Raw genomic sequence first — 22318 nt, forward strand, 5'->3', positions numbered from 1 at the left:
CCCGAAACGGATCACACCGACCTACCCTCAACTACAACCCATAACTGTCCGGGATGTCCTGTCACCAACTGTCAGCGATGTCCTGTCACATCACAGGCCCTATAGCCAGTGCAGATCCCGAGTCTGAGTGCAGATCCGCGCTGCCAACGGCGAGCGAGCCCTGCCCGCGCGTGAGTTGCTTAGCCGCGCGTGAGATTGCCAGCGATACCGTGCGCAGCTGCACAATTCATGCGCGGCGACCACCCCGGGTTACGCGAAGGCCGGACCGCCGCCTACTCGCGCTTGTCCAAAGCGCTTGGGACGCAACCACAACCCGATCGCCACGGGAGAACCCATCCGTACACCCACTGTGTCAGCCGAACACCGCTTGTACTGGGTGTGGGGCTGACACAGCGGGCGCGGCGGTAGCTTCACCACCCCGAAACCCGAGATAGTGTGCAGATCCCAGGCCCAGGAGTCAGCGTCCCAAGTCGCCCGCGCCTAGCCGCCCGAACTCCTGATTCGACAGGCGCGCTCACCCCTTCCACCAACCGTCGAACACGGGCCAGCAACAGTCGCACCCTCACTCGGGATCGGCACTCGCTCTAGGGCCCTATAGCCAGTGCAAATCCCGAGTCTGAGTGCAGATCCGCGCTGCCAACGGCGAGCGAGCCCTGCCCGCGCGTGAGTTGCGTAGCCGCGCGTGAGATTGCCAGCGATACCGTGCGCAGCTGCACAATTCATGCGCGGCGACCGCCCCCGGATTACGCGAAGGCCAGACCGCCGCCTACTCGTGCTTGTCCAAAGCGCTTGGGACGCAACCACAACCCGATCGCCACGGGAGAACCCATCCGTACACCCACTGTGTCAGCCGAACACCGCTTGTACTGGGTGTGGGGCTGACACAGCGGGGCGCGGCGGTAGCTTCACCACCCTGGACCCGAGATCGGGTGCAGATCCCCGGCCCAAGAGTCGGTATCCCAAGTCGGCCGCGCCTAGCCGCCCGAACTCCCTGATTCGACAGGCGCGCTCACCCCTTTCACCAACCGTCGAACACGGGCCAGAAGCAGCTGCACCTTTACTCGGGATCTGCACTCGCTCTAGGGCCCTATAGCCAGTGCAAATCCCGAGTCTCAGTGCAGATCCACGCCGCCGACGGCGAGCGAGCCCTGCCTGCGTACGAGCTGTGTAGCCGCACCCGGAATTGCCAGCAATACCGCGTGCGGGTGCCCGGCGGCAGTTTCACCACCATGGACCCGAGATCGGGTGCAGATCCCCGGCCCAGGAGTCGGCGTCCCAGGTCGGCCGCGCCTAGCCGCCTGAACTCCTTGATTCGACAGGCGCGCTCACCCCTTTCGCCAACCGTCGAACACGGGCCAGAAGCAGCTGCACCTTTACTCGGGATCTGCACTCGCTCTAGGGCCCTATAGTCAGTGCGGATCCCGAGTCTGAGTGCAGATCCGGGCTGCCAATGGCGAGCGAGTCCTGCCCGCGCGTGAGTTGCTTAGCTGCGGGCGGGATTGCTAGCGATACCGTGCGCGGCTGCACAATTTGTGCGCGGCAATCATTGCCGGGGCCCTGGACGGCCCGGCCGCCGCCACTGCGGTCCGCCCGCGCTCGCTGTTGATCTTACAGAGCCTCCATATCCTGCACAGCAGCTATAACCCCTGTGAGGGGTATTGATTCTCTGTGAAACCACCTCCACACCAATAGGTTTCACCACGCTGGAGGTTTCGTGACGCAATCACAAGCCGATGACTACCTTGGGAACGCGATGTTGTGCACCTGACGTAACGGTGGGCGGCTGGTGGTGGGTATCCGGCGTTGCTTCCTTTCCTGCGCCCTTGTCGGGAAGGGAGGGTGTCCCTGCGTACGAGTTGTGTGGCTGCGCACAGAATTGTTAGCGGTATCGTGCGCGGTCGGACAAATCGTGCGCGCGACCGTCGCTGGATTGGTTGGCGGGGTTACTTCGCTGGTGTGAGATGCGCGACGCGCTGACCGTGCCAGCGCGCGGGGGGTAACAATGGCCTGGCATTATCCGGATATGGTCATTCCCAGCGTGCTGCCGGAACGTCCGACCGCCGGAATCCCGTTCGAGACGGGGTGGCCGGTTCGTCTTGCCGATACCGACGGTGATCAACGTCTTCGGCTTGATGCTATTGCCCGTTATCTGCAGGATATCGGGTTCGAGCATCTCGATGCTGTCGAGGACGGTGACACTCATCGGGGTTGGGTGGTGCGCCGGACGGTGATGGATGTGCTCAAGCCGGTTCAGTTCGGTGAGCGGGTTATTCTGCGTCGGTGGTGTTCCGGGCTGTCCTCGCGCTGGTGCAACATGCGGGTGCAGATCAGCGGTAGTGCCGGTGGGCTGGTCGAGACCGAGGCCTTCCTGATTCATTTCGGTACTGAAACCGGTGTGCCCGCTCGGATGAGTGACCGCTTCATGGAGCCGATGCTGGCCGCCACCACCGAGCACCGGCTGCGGTGGAAGGCCGCGCTCACCGATCCGGCGCCGTCGGCCGACGCAGCTGATGTGCAGGTGCGTCCCTTCCCGCTGCGCATCACCGATATCGACATGCTCGATCACGTCAACAACTCGGTCTACCTCAGTGGTGTCGAAGAGGTCCTGGCCGATCACGACGACCTGAAGTCGGGCCCGCACCGCGCGATCATCGAGTACGTGAAGCCGTTGAAGTCCGGCGATCAGGTCGACCTGGCCGCCCAGCGCGCAGGCTCCGCGCTCGACATCTGGTTCACCGTCGCCGGTGAAACGCACGCGGTCACCCGAGTCCTGCCTATCTGACCGGACCGGCCCTCCCGCGGTGCGAGCTGGGGGAGGGCCGGTCCAGGTATCCGCGTTCCTGTCGTCACCGGTAACAATGTCGGAACGCTCGACTGCGAGTAGGGCTTAAACCGCCAACTCCGCAACGGTGGCACGAGCGCCCTTGGTATACAACGAATCCAACGCCGCGACATACGCGCTGACGAACCTCGGCTCGTCGATCAGATCACCGAAAACCGAACGCTCGCTGAGGAATGCGGTCCGATTGTCGCGCTGCCGACGGGCCAGCGGGACCAGCCGGTCGCGCAGCCGGTCCACGATCTCGATCGGCTCGCCCTGCTCGTCGACGCCCTCCGCGTACCGCGCCCAGCTCGCGACAATCGCTGCCGCGCAGGTGATCTCGCCGTTCTCCGCGAGCCGCTGCCGAATCACCGGCAGCACCCATTTCGGTATCCGATCGGAGGATTCCGCGCACAATCGCGCCACCGTGTCGCCGATCGCCGGATTGGAGAACCGTTCGAGCAACGTGTGCTTGTACCGCTCGAGGTCGACTCCGGGCACCGGCCGCAACGTGAGCGTCGCCTCGATGTCCATGTACCGCAACAGGAACCGGCGGAATGCCGGATCCTGCGCCGCGTCGTGCACCAGCCGATAGCCGCTGAGATACCCGAAATACGCCAGCGCCTGATGACTGGCGTTGAGCAGCCGCAGCTTCATCAGCTCATAGGGTGCGACGTCCTCGACCAGTTGCACGCCGACCGCGCCGTAATCCGGTCGTCCGAGCGTGAACGAATCCTCCAGCACCCATTGCGCGAACGGCTCGGTCACCACCGGCCACTGGTCTGTGACCCCGTACCGCCGCTCGACCTGGGCGGTAGCCTCGGGCGGCGTCACCGGCGTGATCCGATCCACCATCGAGTTCGGGAACCGCACCTCCCGCGCCACCCAGTCGCCGAGTTCGGGATCGCGCAGCCCGGCGAACGCGCTGAACGTCGCGCGCGCGACATGCCCGTTCCCTTCGATGTTGTCGCACGACATCACCGTGAACGGCGCGATACCGCTTGCCCTTCGACGCGCCAGCCCCTCGGTGATCAGCCCGAAGATGGTGCTGGGCACCGCATTCGGTGCGAGGTCGGCGCGAATCTCTGGATCGTCGGCATCGAACGCACCGGTGGTTGCGGAGAAGTGATACCCGCCCTCGGTGACGGTGAGCGAGACGATGCGGGTGGCCGGGTCGGCCAGTTTCGCCAGCACCGCCTCGGGATCGTCCGGCGCATAAAGATATTCGACGATCGAGCCGATCACGCGTGTGTTCCAGCTGCCGTCCGGTGCCAACACCGACAGCGTGTACAACCCGTCCTGTGCCGCGAGCACGTCGCGCATCCGCCGGTCGGCGGGCAGCACGCCCACCCCGCAGATGCCCCACTCGCGCGCGCCGCCGTCGGCCAACAGCCGGTCGATATACATCGCCTGATGTGCGCGATGAAACCCGCCGACACCGAAATGCACTATGCCGGTGGTGATTCCCGTCCGGTCATAGGTCGGTACGGCAATGCCGGAGTCGAGGTCCCGCAGAGTCGCGGAACGCAACGGCACGCTGGTGTCCCTAGTCATAGTTACCCCGCCAGTGTTGTGTACGTCACACTTCGGATGGTACCCTCTGTGAGCAGTAGTTCACACGCTGAGCATATGCTCAGGCTCATTGAGGAGGCCGTGTGGCCACCGTCCCTTCCCGCCCGGGCACGCCCGATGACGTCCGGCTCGCACTCCGAGCCGCGCAGCTGTATCACCTCGAGGGCGCCACCCAAGCCGAAATCGCCGCCAAGCTCGGTGTTTCGCGGCCGACAGCGGGCAGGCTCATCGCCAGGGCTCGCGCTCAGGGCCTGGTGCGCATCGAGATCAGCGTCCCCGACGAACTGCGCGATTCGGTGCACACCGACATCGAGAGCGATCTCGAGCGCGCCTTCGGGCTCACCGAGGCCGTCGTGCTCCGTGACGTTCCCGACGGCTCACCCTCCGGCCTGCTGCCGCTGGCCCGCGCCGCGGTCGGCGTGCTGGCCCGCCGGCTGCAACCGCAGGCCACCCTCGGATTCACTTGGGGCCCAGAGACAATCGCCGTCGCGCGGGAACTGCGCACCAAGTCGGCCCGGTGTGCCACCGTGGTTCAGCTGGACGGCTCGATGACCTCGGTCGACTACCAAACCGGCGTCGACTACACCCTCGGCCGCTGCGCCACCGTCTTACAGGCCACCCCGGTCCGCCTGAACGCCCCGCTCTACGCCGACGCCGCGACCGTGACCGCGCTGGAACAGGATTCGCTGCTCGGCCACCCGATGGCACTCGGCCGCAATGCCGACGTGATGATGTTCGGCGTCGGCACCGTCTCCACCGCGACCACCCTGTTCGAGGGCAGCTACCTCGACACCGCCATCCTCGGCGAGCTGCGCAGTCTCGGCGCGGTCGGTGAGATCGGCGGCCGGTTCTTCCGCGCCGACGGCCGCGACGTCGCGGGATCGCTTGCCGCACGCACGGTTTCGGTCGCTCTCGACGCGGTGCGCGCGTGCAAGACGTCGCTGCTGATCGCCGGCGGGCAGGTCAAGCACGAGGCCACCCTCGGCGTGCTGCGCGGCGGGCTGGCCAAGATCCTCGTCACCGACATCGAATCCGCGCGGTGGCTGCTGGAACAGAAGGAGGGCCTGGCCGATGAGAAGGCATAGCCCATTCAGAAGACGCGCACTGGCGCTTGCCGTTTCGGCCGTCCTGGCCACGGCGGGCTGCGCTGGCGCCGGATCGTTCACCTCGGGCGGCGGCGACACCGTCACCATCGCCATGGTGTCGAACTCGCAGATGCAGGACGCGATCGCGCTGTCCGGCGAGTTCGAACGCGAAAACCCCGGCACCAAACTGAAATTCGTGTCGCTGTCGGAGAACGAGGCGCGCGCCAAGATCACCGCGTCGGTCGCCACCCACGGCGGCGAATTCGACGTCGTGATGATCAGCAACTACGAGACCCCGCAGTGGGCCGCCAACGGCTGGCTGACCGACCTGTCCACCTACGCCCGCAACACCCCCGGCTACGACGAGCAGGATTTCATTCCGTCCCTGCAGAAGTCGCTGTCGTATCAGGGCGACATGTACTCGGTGCCGTTCTACGGCGAGTCCTCGTTCCTGATGTACCGCAAGGACTTACTCGAGCAGGCCGGAATCACCATGCCCGCCGAGCCGACCTGGGACCAGGTCGCCGACGCCGCCGCGAAACTCGACGACCCGGCCAACGGCCGCTCCGGCATCTGCCTGCGCGGCAAGCCGGGCTGGGGTGAGACCCTCGCCCCACTCAACACCGTGATCAACACCTTCGGCGGCCGCTGGTTCGACGAGAACTGGCACGCACAGTTGAACAGCCCCGAAGTTGTTCGCGCCGTGGAGTTTTACATCGACCTGGTGCGCAAGCACGGCGAGCCCGGCGCGGCCACCAGTGGCTTCGGTGAGTGCGCCACCCAACTCTCGCAGGGCAACACCGCGATGTGGTACGACGCCACCTCCGCCGTCGGCGTGCTGGAGGATCCGGCATCGAGCAAGGTGGTCGGCAAGATCGGCTACGCGCTGGCGCCGATCCAGCAGAAGCCCAACTCCGGCTGGCTCTACACCTGGTCCCTCGGCATCCCGAAGACCAGCGAAAAGCCGGACGCCGCCTGGAAATTCGTCTCCTGGATGACGAGCAAGCCCTACATCAAGATGGTCGGCGAGAAGCTCGGCTGGTCGCACGTCCCACCGGGTAGCCGCCTGTCGACCTATCAGATTCCGGAGTACAAGGAAGCGTCGAAGGCCTACGGCCCGCTCACCCTGTCGGCCATGGAGGGCGTCGATCCGGAACATCCGGGCGTCAAGCCGGTGCCCTACACCGGTATTCAATTCATCACCATCCCGGAGTTCCAGGATCTGGGCACCCGGGTGAGTCAGCAGATCAGCGCCGCGATCGCCGGCCGGATCAGCGTCCGTGACGCCCTCGACCAGGCTCAGCAGTACGCCGAGGTGGTCGGTCGGTCGTATCGAGAGAGTCAGTAACCATGTCCGAAACCACCACCGCCCCAGTGGCGGCCGGCTCGGCCCCGGCCGCCCCGCCGCCCCCGCTCGTCTCCCGGCGCGACCGCATCTCCCGCGCCGAGGGCTGGCGTCGCCGCGGCCCGCTGCTGCCCGCGCTGATCTTCATGCTCGTCGTCACCCAGGTGCCGTTCGTCTTCACGCTGTACTACTCGACCCAGTCGTGGAACCTCGTGCGCCCGGGCTCCCGGCACTTCAACGGCTTGCAGAACTACGCGGATGTGTTCCGGGACAGTCAGTTCCGTGAGGTCGCGCTCAACACCGTGATCATGATCGTCGGCACCGTCATCATCTCGGTGATCCTCGGCCTGCTGTTCGCGCTGCTGCTCGACCGGGCGTTCTTCGGCCGCGGCGTGGTGCGCACCCTGCTGATCACCCCGTTCCTGGTGACTCCCGTTGCGGCGGCGCTTATTTGGAAGACCACGATGCTCGACCCGGTCTTCGGCCTGATCAACTTCGTGCTCAAGCCTTTCGGCGTCGGCCAGGTCGACTGGGTGAGCAAATACCCGCTGCCCGCCGTGATGGCGGACCTGGTGTGGCAGTGGACGCCGTTCATGATGCTGCTGATCCTGGCCGGACTGCAGTCCATGCCGCGCGACATCGTCGAGGCCGCCCGCGTCGACGGCGCGAACTCCTTCGCCGTCTTCCGTGAACTCACGCTGCCGCACCTGCGCCGGTTCATCGAACTCGGCGCGGTCCTCGGCGCCATCTACCTGGTCAACACCTTCGACGCGGTCTACATGATGACCTCGGGCGGACCCGGCATCGCCAGCTCCAACCTGCCGTTCTACATCTACCAGCGCGCGTTCCTCGGCTTCGACATCGGCCAGGCGGCCGCGATGGGCGTCGTCACCGTCATCGCCACCACCGTGGTCGCCACCCTGGCGTTGCGCCTGCTGTTCAAGTCCTTCACCGGAAAAGAGGAAGCGGCATGAGCACGCGTGCCCTCGAGACAAAGCCCGCCGTCGACGCCGGGAAACCCGCCGTCAAGGTGCGCAGGCGCCGCAGCCGCGCCGGGATGTTCTGGAGCGCGCTGGCCTGGGTGGTCGGCATCGGCTTCTTCTTCCCGGTGCTGTGGATGGTGCTGACCGCCTTCAAACAGGAGGGCGACGCCTACACCGATCCGCCGAAACTGTTCTTCACCCCGACCCTGGACCAGTTCTCGGCGGTGCTGGACAGTGGCATCGGCACCACCCTGCTGAATTCCACCTTCGCCACCGCGATGTCGACCATCCTGGTGCTGATCCTCGGCCTACCGGCCGCGTTCGCGCTGTCGCTGCGGCCGGTGCGCCGCACCCAGGACGCGCTGTTCTTCTTCATCGGCACCAAGATGCTGCCGGTCGTCGCGGCGATCGTGCCGCTGTATGTGATCGTCGGCGATATCGGCCTGCTGGACAACATCTGGGCGCTGGTCATCCTCTACACCTCGATGAACCTGCCGATCGCGGTCTGGATGATGCGCTCGTTCTTCCTCGAGGTGCCCAGCGAACTCCTGGAAGCCGCGAGCATGGACGGCGCGAGCACCTGGACCGGCGTGCGCGAGGTGATCCTGCCGCTGGTCTCGCCCGGCATCGCCGCCACCGCGCTCATCTGCATCATCTTCTCCTGGAACGAATTCTTCTTCGCGGTGAACCTGACCGCCGTTCAGGCCCAGACGATTCCGGTGTTCCTGGTCGGCTTCATCACGGGGGAGGGCCTGTATTGGGCCCGCCTGTCCGCCGCAGCGGTGCTCACCGCGCTGCCCGTTGTCCTGGCCGGTTGGATCGCGCAGAACAAGCTGGTGCGCGGTCTCTCGTTCGGCGCCATCAAGTAAGGAAAACCCATGGCCACCATCCGTTATGACTCGGCTTCCTGCGTCTATCCCGGCGCGGAAACCCTCGCGGTCGACTCGCTCGACCTGGACATCGCCGACGGCGAATTCATCGTCCTGGTCGGCCCGTCCGGCTCCGGCAAGTCCACCGCCCTGCGCATGCTGGCGGGCCTGGAGGAGATCGACGCCGGCGCGATCCGCATCGACGGCACCGATATGACCGGCGTCCCGTCCAAGGACCGCGACATCGCCATGGTCTTCCAGAACTACGCGCTCTACCCGAACAAGACCGTCGGGGAGAACATGGGTTTCGCGCTCAAGATGCTCAAAGTGCCGCTGGAAGAACGTAAACGCCGCGTCGCCGAGGCCGCCGCACTGCTCGGCCTCACCCCGTACCTGGACCGCAAACCGGCGAAACTGTCCGGCGGCCAACGGCAACGGGTCGCGATGGGCCGCGCCATCGTGCGCGAGCCGCGGGTGTTCTGCATGGACGAACCGCTGAGCAACCTCGACGCCAAACTGCGCGTGCAGACGCGCACCCAAATCGCCGCGCTGCAGCGACGGCTGGGCACCACCACCGTCTATGTCACGCACGATCAGGTCGAGGCGATGACCATGGGCGACCGCGTCGCGGTGCTGCGCGACGGCAGGCTGCAACAGTTCAGCACCCCCGCCGAGCTCTACGACCGGCCTGCCACCGCGTTCGTCGCGGGCTTCATCGGCTCGCCGTCGATGAACCTATGCACCGTCCCGCTCGTTTCCGGTGGCGTCGAAATCGCGGGCAGCACACTGGAATTGCCGCGCGATCGGCTGACCGGACTGGCCGCGGCCAACTTGGACACGGTCACCGTCGGCATCAGGCCCGAACAGCTCGAACTGCGCAGGGACGGAACCGGCTTCGCCGTCACCGTCGAACTCATCGAGGAGCTCGGCAGCGAATCCTATGTGTACGCCCGCCCTTCCACGCCGGTCACCGGCCTCGACGGGGAGTCGTTCATGTTCGTGTCCCGCTCGGCGACCAGGTCTCCGGCGAAGCTGGCCGAATCCGTCAGCCTGACGGTGACCGACGCCGCCGCTGTGCATCTGTTCCATCCGGTGACCGGCGAACGGATCGCCGAATAGGCGTGCTAACACCGATGAGCGAGACCTGAAGGTGCTCTAACGAGAACAATGCGTTATCACTTCGTGTGCGGACAAAAGCACGGTCGGCTACTAACGTTCCCTAGCGGAGCGGTCGCACTCCCCGCCGCTGCATGGACTACCCGCACCGGAGGCTTGCGTGACCGTCGACTCCCCAGCGATCGGTAAAACCGCCCTGCACAATGTTCGCGTCTTCGATGGCCACGGCCTGACCGCGCCGACAACAGTGGTGATCGATGGGCCGGTGATCGGCACCGACGCCGACGGCGCCGAGAGAGTGGACGGCCACGGCGCGATCCTGCTGCCCGGCCTGATCGACGCCCACGTCCATCTGGCCGGGACCGAGTCGCTGGACCAGCTCGCCGCGCACGGCGTGACCACCGCACTGGACATGACCACCTTCCCGCCCGAGCGGCTCGCGGCGCTGCGTAATCTGCTGGGTACCACCGACATTCGCAGCGCGGGGACGCCGATCATCGGCGCCGGCGGTGGGCACGCCCGGCTTCCCGGCCTGGCCGAGCACGCGGTCATCCACGGTCCGGAGCAGGCCGAGGCGATGGTCGCCGAGCGCGCGGCGGCCGGGTCGGACTACATCAAGCTGGTGCTGGAAGCGCCCGGGCAGGGCGGTCCCGACGAGGCTGCCGCCAAAGCCGTTGTCGCGGCGGCGCATGCCAAGGATCTTCGCGTCGTCGCGCACGCGGCATCGTTGGGCGCCTACACCCTCGCGCTGGACGCGGGAGTCGACATCATCACCCACATTCCGTCGGACGGCCAGCTACCCGCCGAGGACGTGCGCCGGATGGCGGCGGAACGCCGGGTCGCCGCGCCGACCCTCGTCATGATGCAGGGCATCGCAACAGCTTTGGGCCGGCTCGGCTTCGCCGACAGCCTCGCCAGCGTCGCGACGCTGCACACCGCCGGTGTGCCCATCCTCGCGGGCAGCGACGCCAATGCCGAGCAGGGCGTGCCCTTTCAGCCGCCGCACGGCGACTCGCTGCACCGCGAACTGGAGCTACTCGTCACCGCCGGCCTGACTCCGGCGGAAGCCCTGCTCGCCGCGACCGCCTTGCCCGCCCAGTACTTCGGCCTACCCGACCGGGGCACGATCGCCCCCGGCATGCGCGCCGATCTCGTCCTCATCGGCGGCGACCCGCTGGCCGATATCCACGCGACCCGCGCGATCGAACGCGTTTGGTGCGGCGGCATCGCCCACACCTGATCGAAGGCGAACCGTCGGAGTGTCGCCCACTCCCCAAGGCGACACCCCGACGTCGTTCAGAGCGACATCACACCCTGTGACCTGAGCAGCCTGGTGAGATTGGCACTCACCAACCCGGCCGACCGCAACACCGCCTCCGCTATCGCGGGCAGCCTGCTGAGCTCACTGACCGTCCCCGCCAACGCGGCAACGACCTCACCGGCGGGCCCGCGCACCGGCGCCGCGACACACGCCAGCCCGAAACGGCTCATGTCGGTGTCGTAGGCCAGTCCCCGTTCCCGTGCCAGCGTGATCTGCCGACTCCACTCGCGGGGCGAGAACTCCTCGGGCGGTATGTGATTCGGATGCCCGATAGCCAGCGCCTGCTCGGCGGCGGTACCCGACGGCAGCAGCACCCCCGCGCGCAGCGGAAAGACCTCATCGATCTCGCGCCCGATGCCCCCGATCAGCATCGTGTGCCCCCGATCGGTCACCGACAGGCTGAAACCGCCCCGATCCGTCGCCGCCGTCAGCTGCCCGAGCGGCCGGGCCGAGGCGGCCCGCAGCATTCGTGCCGGTTGCCAGGTCTGCCCGAGGCGAAATACCCGCGGCCCGATCTGATATCGCCCGCCGCGGCGTTGCACCGCTCCTTCCACCACCAACTGACTGAGTAACCGATAGGCCGTGGCCTTCGGTAATCCGGCCGTTGTCGCCAGCTGCGTCAAGCCCAGTTCATCGCCGTGCGCGAGGGCCTCCAACAGGGCAAATGCCCCCTCGAGCACGCCGCGGCCCCCCATGGCCGCCTTTTCCATCGTCGTTTCGTTCACTCTCTGTCCTCCCGTGCAGATGTTGCAACGAACCGAGCACGTGGTGCTTATCGCCCCCGGTCCAACAAATGGAACGCCCGGTTCGCTCATCAGACCGACAACTTCCGTGGGCGGGCCGACCGGCTACAGCATTGGTCCGTCGCGCCGAACGGGCGCCGGGCGGTGTTCCTCTACCAGGAAGAGTCTCCGGTTTGCACCCTTCACCCACGTTTCATCGACGTCTCACGGCGTCGAGTCGGTGAAATCGGCGGCGGCGACCACTCGGGGGAAATTTCGGGCAGACGAAATCGAGGGAGATCACATGGTCGACAGTCTTTTCGCGGACGTGTCCTATTTTCAAGCGCCGGTCGATGATTCCTATCCACACGGCATCTTGAGCTTCCGCTCCAACGACGGCACGTTCCGCGATCCGAACTTCGCCGCGAACTACGAATGGGCGTGCCGGGCAGTCGATGCCGGCCGTTTGGCATGTTTCATCGTCTATTTCTACTGGCGGCCGAACTGGCTCGAGACCGTCGAGACCCACCGCGAGATGGTAGCCCAGCTGGGCGGTCCACACCCGGGCATGATCGCGATGATCGACGTCGAATCGGGCGGCAATCCCGGCGGTGACCAGTCCGCGGGCATCAACGCCGCGTACTGGAAGCTGGCCGACTGGCTCGGCGACCCGCGGCGGGTGATCGGCTACGCCAATCAAAGCGATTTCGTCGGCATGTGGCCGGACCGCCCCGACGGGCTGCGCGTGGTCGGCGCGGGCTACGGCCGCAATCCGAACCTGCCCGGCCAGCTCGCCCACCAATACACCGACGGCCAAGGCTTCGGCGGCGGCCTGCCCGAGGGCTGCCCGCCGTTCGGCGACTGCGACATGAACGCCGCCTACGACATGTCGCCTCAGGATTTCGCCGCAGCCTGCGGCGTCGGAATAGAGGAGGAATTCATGTCCGCATTGAACGAAGTCGAGCAGCGCGAGCTGCTGGACAAGACCCGGGCGATCTGGGTCCAGCTGCTCGGCCCCGACGGGTCTGGCTGGCCCCAGCTCGGCCAGAACGCGAAGGGCCAGAACCGCACTCCCGTCGACGCGCTCGCGGCCGTCGAGGACGCGCTCGAAAGCCCACGGAAATAACCGTGTACTGCGCGCGGTGCCGGTCCGGCACCGACCGGCACCGCGCGCACCCGGCCCGCCGCGACTACCCGCCGAAACATCAGCTCTGACATCGCAAAGGACATCAATGACTGCCAACGAGGTTGTCACCCAACGAAGCTCGGTCGTCGGGAGGGTCACCGACCCCGATGGCAATCCGGTGGCGGGCGCCGCGGTCACCGTGGTCGAGCGCCGCCTGCGCTCGGAAACGGTGCTCGGCGAGAGCATTACCGAGGCCGACGGCCGATACCAGGTCGAGCTCACCGCAACGGTCACGCCGACGGCGTTGATCGTTCAGCTGGCCGTCGACGGTGCGCCAACCCTCGAGACTGTCCGGACTCGGGTGCGCGACAAGACGACGGTCGACCTGCAGGTCCCGACCCGGCGCGGCGGAGAGTACGGATCTGTCCTTGCTCGCGTGGCCCCACTGCTCGACGGGGCCGCGTTGCGCGATCTCGAAGCCGCCGACATCGCTCACCTGGCACAGGCCACCGGCCAGGACGAACACTCGATCGCGCATCTGGTGACGGCCACCCGGCTCGCCGCGGACACCGGCCTACCGGCGGACATGTTCTATGGCGCACTCCGGCAAGGGTTTCCGGCGCAATTGGGCAGGCACTCGCCGCTCGATGTCGAAGCGGCGATCGTCGCCGCCGCCGCTGCGGGGATCATCGAAACGGCCGAAGGCGCAGGAGATTTCGCGACAGCCATTCGGGCTCAGCATGTCTCGGCCGCCGTGCGCTCCGACGGTGCGACGAGCACCGAGCCGATGAGCGTGGTGCTCGCGGCCGTTGTCCCGGACCAGGCCGCGCGCGAGCGCGCCTACGCCGCGTATCTGAACCGGCCGGCCGACCTGGCGGCCTGGTGGGACGAACTGGCCGAGGACACCGTCGCCGGAGCGTACGTCGAGCGTCTCGGGCTCGCCTTCGAGCTGCATACGCTCACCGACGGCAACATGGCGCTGGTGCGAGCGCTGCTCGCCAGATTCGACGACGGCGAGTACAGCGATCCCCGCGAGTTGGTGCGTTCGAGCGACGTTTGGGCCGAATTGATCGAGCAGACCGGCGGGGTGCCGGAGCGGTCGAAGCTCGCACGCAACGGGTCGACACCGGCCGCTGATCACGTGTCGAACTATGCCCGTGACCTGCATCGGCGCACTGTCGAACGCTATCCGACCGCGCATATCGCACACGAGCTGTCGACCCGATCCGGTTACGCGCAGACGCCGTCGGCCCGATTCCTCGCCGACAACCCCGAATTCGATATCGTCGGCACACCGGTCACCGCGAGTACCGTGCCGGACGCGCAAGCGCGGCCCGAATTGGCCGAGATCCAGCGTACATTCAAGATCGCCCGGGACTTCGACACCATGCAGGCGTTGCGCGACAACGGATTCGACTCGGCACAGGCTGTCGCGACGCTTGGGCGAGACATGTTCGCGCGCAAAGTTTCCGAGGTGCTCGACCCGGATACCGCGCGTGCCGTGCACGACCGGGCCACCCTGGTGAACGCCGCCGCGACCAACTTGGTCGCGGACTTCCGGACGGCCGGTCACTTCGACGTGCCGTGGCTGCCGAGCCTCGCCGATCCCGGCCTGCTGCCCGCGACGCACCCGATTCCGGATTGGGAAGAGCTGTTCGGCCCCGCGGATTACGGGACCTTCACGCCGTCACGGTCCATCTACGGCCAGCCCGCGTACCTGGTCGACCTGCTGTATTTCCTGCGCAGGCTGGGTGGCGGCAACGCGACCGACGAGGGGCCGGTGGCCAAAGCGCTCTACGCGCGCCGCCCCGACCTGTGGGACGTCGAATTGGACGACGACAACACCGATCTCAGCCTTCCGTATGTCGACCTGGTCAACGAGCTCCTCGAATCGGCGGTCGTCCCGGAGGCGCCGATTCCGGCGAAACAGCGACAGAGTTCCGGCGACCGAGCGACGTTGCGTATCCAACCGCAGCAGGTGAACCCGGCGGCCTACGCGAAACTACGCGCCGCCGTCTATCCGTTCGATCTGCCGTTCGACCTGTTCCGCGAACAGACCGACGCCTACCTCGCCCATGCCGGCGTATCCCGCGTCACGCTGCTGGAAACCCTTGGTGCGGCGCCGGATTCGCCGACACTGCTGGTCGACGAACGCCTCGGGCTGAACACCGTGGCGGCGCGGATCATCGCGGGTGAACCGCTCACGCCCGCGCGGACGCTCGCGGAGTACTACGGGATGGCCCCCGCCACCGACCTGGTCGGTGTCTTGCGCAATGTCCGGGTGCTGCTCGATGCCTGCTCTTTGCGATACGAGGAGCTGACCCAGCTGCTCGACACCCGGTTCGTCAACCCGGGCGGCGTCCTCTCCATCAAGGCGCACCCGGACTATCCCTACGAGACACCGCGAATGACCCTCGTCGGGCTGGACACGACGGCGCTCGATCGGTTGCATCGTTTCGTCCGTTTGCAGCGAGCGCTCGGCTGGTCGGCTCAGCAGGTGGATCAGGCGATTCACGGCTGCAACAGTCAGGGGGAGCTCGATCGGCAGACCCTGCGCACCCTCGCCGCCGTCCGCAAACTCGCTGCGCGCCTCAGCCTTTCGGTCGAACAGGTGCTGACGTTCTTCAATACGGTCGACACCCATGTCTACCGCCGCGACGGCGGTGCGCCGCTCTATGACCGGCTTTTCCTCGACCCCGCCGTGGTCGCCATCCAGCCGGGCGCGGCGAACCCCTTCGCACTGCGGGCCGACCGCACTGAACTCGCGGTACTCGGCAGCCTGACGACGCCGTCGATCACCGCGGCATTGCTCGCGGTGCTGCAGATGACCGACGACGATCTCGCCGCACTGACCACCGGCCCACGGGCGGTCACGCCGGATCGGATGCTGAATCTGGCCAATCTGTCGACGCTCGTCCGGACCAGCACGCTGGCCCGGGCGCTGTATCTGACCATCCCAGATCTGTTGCGGCTCATCGAACTAATTGGCGGTGGCGGCCCCTTCCCGGCGCTGGCCGGAGTTTTCCCGGCGGCGGTGCCGAATGCCGAGGTCGCCGGCGGTGATCCGATGCTGCCGACGGTGGGCACGGCCTTGCCCGCCTATCCGGCGGGCGCCGAGGGCGAGGTCGCCGGGGGTGCGCTGGTGCAGGCGCCGAGCCTGCTCGACAGCGCACCGCCGCCACCGGTCTACGCGCAAACCGTTGTCACCGAACAGTTCCTGGACGCGGTGGACGCGATCCGCAACGCGGGCTTGACGATTCCCGAGGTGGACGCGGTACTCACCGCCACCATGCCCGCCCAGGGCGGGGTCGTGCCCGACGACATCGAGCTGGCGGCGACGCTCACCGCGCTACGGGCCGGCCTGCAGGCGGTGTATCAGCAGACCGCGCAGACCCTCGACGAGCGCGGCGAATTGACGCGCAAGCAACTGACCCTGCTCGGCTGGGATCCGGCGCTGGCCCAGGAGGCGGTCGCCACCTTGCTCGGCACCGTCACCTACACCGCGAAACTGACCGCACTGCCGGAGAACGCGGTGTTGCCACCGAAGATACCGGTCCGCTTCAGCGCCGCGAACCAGCAGCTGCTCTTCACCGGCCCGATGACCGAGGACCAGAAGACCAGCCTGCTGAAGGTATCCACCGCCGTCGAGTATCAGGCCGCGGTCGATGAACTGTATTGGGCGCCAAGGCTGTTCGTGGCGGCACGGATGAAGGCGCGGCGGATTCCGGTGTTCGCGGCCGACCAGCCGACGATGCCCGCCGACTATCAGATGCCGAAGACCCTGAGCGGCAAGGTGTTCTACGACGTCAACGACCACAAACTCAAGAGCCGGGGCTACCTGTCGCAGGCCGACGCCGAGGCGTTGACCGCCGCGCCGTCGGGTTCGGCGATCGCCGCGGCGGTCGCCGAACTGCGGCGGGTGCAAGAGGTGGCCGACATCCCCGACGAGAACAAGTTTTTGGACCTGGAGGTCGCGAAGACGTTCTTCCGGGACGCGGCGACCGTGCCCGCCGACCGATTCCGGGTCGTGCTCGGCATCCTCAACCCGTTGCTGCGCCGCACCCTCAGCGAGATCACCATCAAGCAGCAGCTCGGCCAGGCCGCGGACCTGAACCCGGCGACCGCCGACCTGCTGCTCGGTACCTGGCTGCGGTCCAGCTCGGGTTCGGTGGTGCTGGCAGAGTTCCTGGCACCCGCCTTCGTGAGCAGCGACGCGGCCGTTCCGGTGACCAGATCCGCGTTCGGGCAGCAGTTCAGCACGCTGAGCCGCATTCATCGGGTCGCGCTGCTGCTGGCGCGACTGCGCGTCGACGCTGTCGAGCTGCCCTTCGTTTTCGGCTACGCGGGCAAGGCAGGCTGGTTGAACCTCAACGAGCTGCCGTCGGCGCCGATCGTCGGGCCCGCTCCGTTGTTCGCTAAGTTCGTCCGGCTGCTGGACTTGATCCGGGTGCGTGCCGGAATACCCGGCGGCATCGACACTTTCGACACGGTGTTCGCGGTCGCGGCGGATCCGTCGTCCGGTGTCGCGGACGTCGTCAAGGAGCTGGCCGCCCGAACCAGTTGGAACGCGGCGGATCTCGGCATCCTCGCCCCGCTGCTCGGTCTCACCGCCGCGGCCCGTTTCCTCGACGTCGCCGCGCTGCGCGCCGTGGGCGCGTCCGTCCGGCTGCTGCTGCGGCTCGGAGTCACCGCCGACCGGCTCGGCCTGTGGACCCACGCCGAGCTCACTCCGGCGGCCGCCGAGGCGGCCTGGCAGGCGGCGAAAGCCAAACACGCACTGGCGGATTGGTCCGTCGTCGCCGCGCCGATGCAGGACGCGATCCGGGATCGGCAACGCGCCGCACTGGTCTCCTACCTGGTCGCCAACCCGCTGCTGGCCACCGACCGGATCGTCGTACCGGAATGGACCGACACCAACGGCCTGCACGACTATTTCCTGCTCGACGTGGAAATGGGCGCGAGTCAACTGACCACCCGGATGGCCCAGGCCATCTACAGCGTGCAGTTGTTCGTGCAGCGCTGCCTGCTGAACCTGGAGCCGCTGGTCAACACCGCCGACACCAGCCTGTGGGAGCAGTGGGAGTGGATGAAGCAGTACCGGCTGTGGGAGGCGAACCAGAAGGTCTTCCTGTACCCGGAGAACTATTTCGAGCCCGATCTGCGCCCGGACAAGACCGCGTTCTTCACCGACATGGAGAACGAGATCATGCAGAAGGAGGTGACCGAGGAAAACGTGGGCACCACCGCCCACCACTATCTGGAGAAGCTGTACGAGGTGGCGCGCCTGCATCCGTGCGGGTTGTACCGGGACAAGGACACCTCGACCATCTATGTCTTCGCGCGCAGCGACTCCACACCACGGTTCTACTACTTCCGAACCTGGGTGAACCGGACCTACTGGACGGCATGGCAGAAGATCGACCTCGATATCGGCAGCGAGACGCTCGTGCCGGTGATCTGGAACAAGCAGCTGTATCTGTTCTGGGCGACCTTCACGCTGGCGAACGATCCGCAAGAAATCCATCATCTGCCCGACGACAACAACGCGATGAAGCCCGCGCCGCAGTACTGGAACATCAAACTCGAATGGAGCAGGCTGAACGCCGACGGTTGGCAGGCGAAGAAGATATCCGAATCGGCGATCGCCACCAAGCCGTTCCTGCCGAGTCCGCGCTACGACATCAACATTCCGAGCGAGTTCGACCCCATCAAATCGCAGAAGTATCGCTTCCTGCCGGAATTCGCCGACAACGGGGATCTGTTGATTCACGCCACGTACAACAACAGCATCTCGGTAACCGACACCATGCCGCCCGCCGGAACGCCTGCCCCGCAGCGCTATTCCGCCGTCGCCCGTGGCACGTTCCGGCTCAGCGCTCGCAGCGGCCGACTCGTGGTGGAGCCGCTGACCGCGATTCTGTTCCCGGCGTCGGAAGGGGCGCCCCTACAGTATTTCATCGATCCGCCGGTCGACATGGTGACCTTCAACAATGAGTTCGACGGGTCGAGCACCATGATGTGGGGTGATGACCGGGAGGGCGAGGGACTTCCGGCTGAACTGACCATGGTGCTGCGCAGGATCCCCAGCCCACCGCTGCGTGTGCTCTTCTCGCATCGACCGCAGAACGACTGGGCCGGTTTCTTCATGTTCGTTTCCGACGGCATCAGAAGTTTCGTGTTCGAGGTGACCAACGCGACCCCGCACAGCCACCCGTGGATGCGGGCCAAGTCCTTCTACCATCCCTACGTCGAGCAGCTGATGGAGCAGTTGAGCATCGGCGGATTCAACGCGTTGGTGTCGAGGAATGTCCAGCTGCAATCCGGCCGGGCCTCCGGGAAATTCAAATTCGAGGATGTCTATGGCGTCGAGACCCGCGTCATCGGCGGGGAATACCCCGACGAGGACATGGATTTCAGCGGTACCGGCCCGTACGCGCAATACAACTGGGAGTTGTTCTTCCACACCCCGCTGCTGCTCGCCGAACGGCTGACCACGAATCAGAAGTTCGCCGACGCGCAGAAATGGTTCCATCTCATCTTCGATCCCACCGATCGGTCCGGACTGTCCGCGCCGCAACGGTTCTGGCGCACCAAGCCGTTCTTCCAGACCGCGGGCGATCCCACGGAGCCCGGCAGCGACTACTACAAACAGCGGATCGAGGAGATCCTGAAGCGTCTCGCGGCCGGCAATATCGAGGAGCAGCGCAACGTCGAAGTCTGGCTGTCGCATCCCTTCCAGCCCGACATCGTCGCTCGCCTGCGCAGCACCGCCTACCAGAAGGCGGTCGTGATGAAGTATCTGGACAATCTGATCGCCTGGGGTGATCAGCTCTTCCAGCAGGACACCGGCGAGTCGATCAACCAGGCGGCCCAGCTCTACATCCTCGCCGCCGAGCTGCTGGGCCGTCGCCCGGAGGCGGTCTTCGACAGCACTCCCGCCGCGCCGTTGAGCTTCCGGACCATGGCCACCACCAAGCCGGTCGCGTCGAACCCCGCGGTGGTGGCCGAGCACCTTGTCGCGGTCGTCGAGGACCGCCCGACGGCGTCGGTGTCACCGGGCATCACCGTCGGTGCCGGTTCGGCCTGGCTCGACTACTTCCGGGTGCCGCGCAACGAAAAGCTGCTCGCCTATTGGGATATCGTCGAGGACCGGCTCACCAAGATCCGCACCGGCCGGACCCTGACCGGTGGCACGCGCCAACTGGCCGCCTTCGGCAGCGTCATCGACCCGATGGTGCTGGTGCGCGCCGCGGCCTCCGGTGCCGACCTGTCGACCGTGCTGGACGACGTCAGTGCCCCGCTACCGCATTACCGGTTCGGCCCCATGCTCGCCAAGTCGAAAGAGCTTGCGGCCGAGGTCGAATCGTTCGGTGCCGCACTGCTGGCGGCGCTGGAGAAGCGCGACGTCGAGGCGCTCGCCCGGCTGCGGTCGAGCCACGAGAAGGCCATGCTGGACGCGGTCAAAACCGTGAAGGCGCAACAGGTTACCGAGGCCTCCGATGCGCTGGAGGCGGCGCGGAAGGCCCGGGCCATCGCGCAGGGGAAGCTCGACTACTACGCGAGCCGGGACTTCATGAACGGCTGGGAGATCACCCATACGGTCATGGCCGGATTGGGGCTGCTCGTGCAGGGCGTCTCCGGCGGTATCCGTATCGCGGCAGGCGCGACGTCGCATATTCCGGAAGCCAAGATCGGCTTCGTGACCACCGTCGGCGTGACCTACGGCGGCAGCAATGTCTCGAAATCGCTGGAGAATCTGGCGGGCGCGCTCGACATCATCTCCGGTGTGTTGCACGGCGGTGGTGAGCTGGCCGCCACCATCGGCGGCTACCGGCGGCGTGCGGACGACTGGGATTTCCAGGCTTCCCAGGCGCAGGCGGAAATCGAGCACGCCGATCAGCAGATCGCCGCTGCCACCGCACATCTGGGCATCGCCCAGTCCGAGCGGGACAACCATGACCTGCAGATCCGCCAGGCCGGCGAGGTCGACCAGTTCCTGACCGGCAAGTTCACCAACCGGGAACTCTACGACTGGATGATCGGCCGCTTGGCCACCAGCTTCTTCCAGGCCTACCAGCTGGCCTACGACGTGGCCAAGCGGGCGGAGCGGTCCTACCGGCACGAATTGGGCATCGAGGATTCGGGTTTCATCAATTTCGGGTATTGGGACAGCCTGCACAAGGGGTTGCTGTCGGGGGAGCGGCTGATGGCCGACCTGAACCGGATGGACGCCGCCTACCTCGAGGCGAACGCCCGCGAGTTCGAGATGACGAAGCGGATCTCGTTGGCGCAGTTGGACGCCAAGGCACTGCTGAGCCTGAAGGAGACCGGGAGCTGCTACGTCTCCGTGCCGGAGGCGCTGTTCGATCTCGATGCGCCGGGCCAGTACTTCCGGCGGATCAAGAACGTGAGCATCACGGTGCCGTGCGTGGCCGGTCCGTACACCGGCGTGAATCTGACTGCCACCCTGACCGGAAGCAGCGTCCGGATCGATTCGCGGCTCTCCGACGGCACCTATCGGCGCAAGCAGGATCAGCCCGATCACGACACCCGCTTCCGCGACTACACGGGGCCGATCGAATCGATCGTCACCAGCACCGGTCAGGACGACGCGGGCCTGTTCGAGACCAACCTGCACGACGAACGGTTCCTGCCGTTCGAGGGCATGGGCGCGATCAGTCAGTGGAAGTTGTCGCTGCCCAGCGAGTTCCGCCAATTCGACTACGAGACGATCACCGATGTCGTGCTGCACCTGCGCTACACCGCGCGCGACGGCGGCAGCACGCTCGGTGACGCCGCGGTCGCCGAAATGAAGGCGGCACTGGACTTCTGGGTGCGCGGCGGCGGTGGCAAGGGTCTGCTGCGGGTGTTCAGCGCGCGCCGCGAATTCGCCGACCAGTGGCAGAAGTTCCTGGCCACCCCGGCGGGCGGCACGGCTACCGCCACCTTCCGACTGTCGAAATCGAAGTTCCCGCAGCTGTTCCGGGACCATCGCTACACCGTCGGGAACCCGGAGCTGGTACTGGTGCTCTCGCAGGAGCTCGGCCCCGACGGCAAGAAACGCTTCGTCGACTACTACACCGACGAGGGCGGCGCGACGCTGAAAGCCACCTTGAACGTGGGCAGTACCAACCCGCCGACCGCGGAACTCGGCGCGGACCCGACTCTCGGCGGGTTGCCGCGGACCTCGTACTCGACCATCAAAGACGTCGAAGTGCGCGATGCGGGACAGGACTGGATCGTCACCGCGCCGATCACCGGCCTGCACCCGAACCTACTCACCACCGACCGGCGGCTGAACCCCGACGCCGTGCTCGACCTGCTGCTCGTGTGCCCGTACAGCGTGAAGGAGAACTGA

The 22318-nt window shown here is 66.5% G+C and carries 11 protein-coding genes; 9 read left to right on the forward strand and 2 right to left on the reverse strand.

Annotation, left to right across the window (positions count from 1 at the left end):
* The first annotated feature begins 2023 nt into the window (after positions 1–2023).
* Positions 2024–2782: an acyl-[acyl-carrier-protein] thioesterase gene (locus ACFWF1_RS32820; protein ID WP_379289023.1), complete on the forward strand. Its 759-nt coding sequence runs from the start codon at positions 2024–2026 to the stop codon at positions 2780–2782.
* A 105-nt stretch (positions 2783–2887) separates the two neighbouring features.
* Here the strand turns inward: ACFWF1_RS32820 and ACFWF1_RS32825 are convergent, their stop codons facing one another.
* A complete protein-coding gene (locus ACFWF1_RS32825) occupies positions 2888–4375 on the reverse strand; it encodes a mannitol dehydrogenase family protein (RefSeq protein WP_379289021.1) in 1488 nt (495 codons plus the stop codon).
* Positions 4376–4476: 101 nt separating this feature from the next.
* Between ACFWF1_RS32825 and ACFWF1_RS32830 the strand changes: the two genes are divergently transcribed.
* From ACFWF1_RS32830 to ACFWF1_RS32855, 6 genes are all read left to right on the forward strand, one after another.
* Positions 4477–5478, forward strand: a complete 1002-nt coding sequence (locus ACFWF1_RS32830) for a sugar-binding transcriptional regulator (RefSeq protein ID WP_379289019.1) — start codon at positions 4477–4479, stop codon at positions 5476–5478.
* Entirely contained in the window at positions 5465–6826 is a 1362-nt protein-coding gene (locus tag ACFWF1_RS32835; protein ID WP_379289017.1) for an ABC transporter substrate-binding protein, read from the forward strand. Before ACFWF1_RS32830 ends, ACFWF1_RS32835 begins: the two co-directional genes overlap by 14 nt.
* Positions 6827–6828: 2 nt before the next feature.
* Positions 6829–7797 (forward strand): carbohydrate ABC transporter permease, encoded by a 969-nt coding sequence (locus tag ACFWF1_RS32840; protein ID WP_379289016.1) that lies wholly within the window; start codon positions 6829–6831, stop codon positions 7795–7797.
* Complete coding sequence (locus ACFWF1_RS32845) at positions 7794–8675, forward strand: carbohydrate ABC transporter permease (protein WP_379289014.1); 882 nt, start codon at positions 7794–7796, stop codon at positions 8673–8675. The genes ACFWF1_RS32840 and ACFWF1_RS32845 overlap by 4 nt, the downstream gene beginning before the upstream one ends.
* A gap of 9 nt (positions 8676–8684) precedes the next feature.
* Positions 8685–9794 (forward strand): ABC transporter ATP-binding protein, encoded by a 1110-nt coding sequence (locus tag ACFWF1_RS32850; RefSeq protein WP_379289012.1) that lies wholly within the window; start codon positions 8685–8687, stop codon positions 9792–9794.
* Between the two features lie 157 nt (positions 9795–9951).
* A complete protein-coding gene (locus ACFWF1_RS32855; RefSeq protein WP_379289010.1) occupies positions 9952–11031 on the forward strand; it encodes an amidohydrolase family protein in 1080 nt (359 codons plus the stop codon).
* Positions 11032–11087: 56 nt separating this feature from the next.
* On the opposite strand, the gene ACFWF1_RS32860 is transcribed toward ACFWF1_RS32855, so the two are convergent.
* Complete coding sequence (locus tag ACFWF1_RS32860; protein ID WP_379289008.1) at positions 11088–11837, reverse strand: IclR family transcriptional regulator; 750 nt, start codon at positions 11835–11837, stop codon at positions 11088–11090.
* Positions 11838–12138: 301 nt separating this feature from the next.
* Here ACFWF1_RS32860 and ACFWF1_RS32865 point away from each other — a divergent pair, with 301 nt between their 5' ends.
* The gene (locus ACFWF1_RS32865) at positions 12139–12960 is read left to right on the forward strand and encodes a hypothetical protein (protein WP_379289038.1); all 822 of its coding nucleotides are present in this window, start codon (positions 12139–12141) and stop codon (positions 12958–12960) included.
* Positions 12961–13066: 106 nt separating this feature from the next.
* Positions 13067–22318, forward strand: coding sequence for a neuraminidase-like domain-containing protein (locus ACFWF1_RS32870; RefSeq protein ID WP_379289006.1), 9252 nt, complete (start codon positions 13067–13069; stop codon positions 22316–22318).

This window comes from Nocardia sp. NPDC060255 (assembly GCF_042727395.1).
GTDB lineage: Bacteria > Actinomycetota > Actinomycetes > Mycobacteriales > Mycobacteriaceae > Nocardia.

Excerpts from the sequence above, each read along its gene's own strand:
- ACFWF1_RS32850 (WP_379289012.1), top strand. The coding sequence starts at position 8,685 with ATGGCCACCATCCGTTATGACTCGGCTTCCTGCGTCTATCCCGGCGCG.
- ACFWF1_RS32835 (WP_379289017.1), top strand. The coding sequence starts at position 5,465 with ATGAGAAGGCATAGCCCATTCAGAAGACGCGCACTGGCGCTTGCCGTT.
- ACFWF1_RS32845 (WP_379289014.1), top strand. The coding sequence starts at position 7,794 with ATGAGCACGCGTGCCCTCGAGACAAAGCCCGCCGTCGACGCCGGGAAA.
- ACFWF1_RS32840 (WP_379289016.1), top strand. The coding sequence starts at position 6,829 with ATGTCCGAAACCACCACCGCCCCAGTGGCGGCCGGCTCGGCCCCGGCC.
- ACFWF1_RS32825 (WP_379289021.1), bottom strand. The coding sequence starts at position 4,375 with ATGACTAGGGACACCAGCGTGCCGTTGCGTTCCGCGACTCTGCGGGAC.
- ACFWF1_RS32820 (WP_379289023.1), top strand. The coding sequence starts at position 2,024 with ATGGTCATTCCCAGCGTGCTGCCGGAACGTCCGACCGCCGGAATCCCG.
- ACFWF1_RS32870 (WP_379289006.1), top strand. The coding sequence starts at position 13,067 with ATGACTGCCAACGAGGTTGTCACCCAACGAAGCTCGGTCGTCGGGAGG.
- ACFWF1_RS32865 (WP_379289038.1), top strand. The coding sequence starts at position 12,139 with ATGGTCGACAGTCTTTTCGCGGACGTGTCCTATTTTCAAGCGCCGGTC.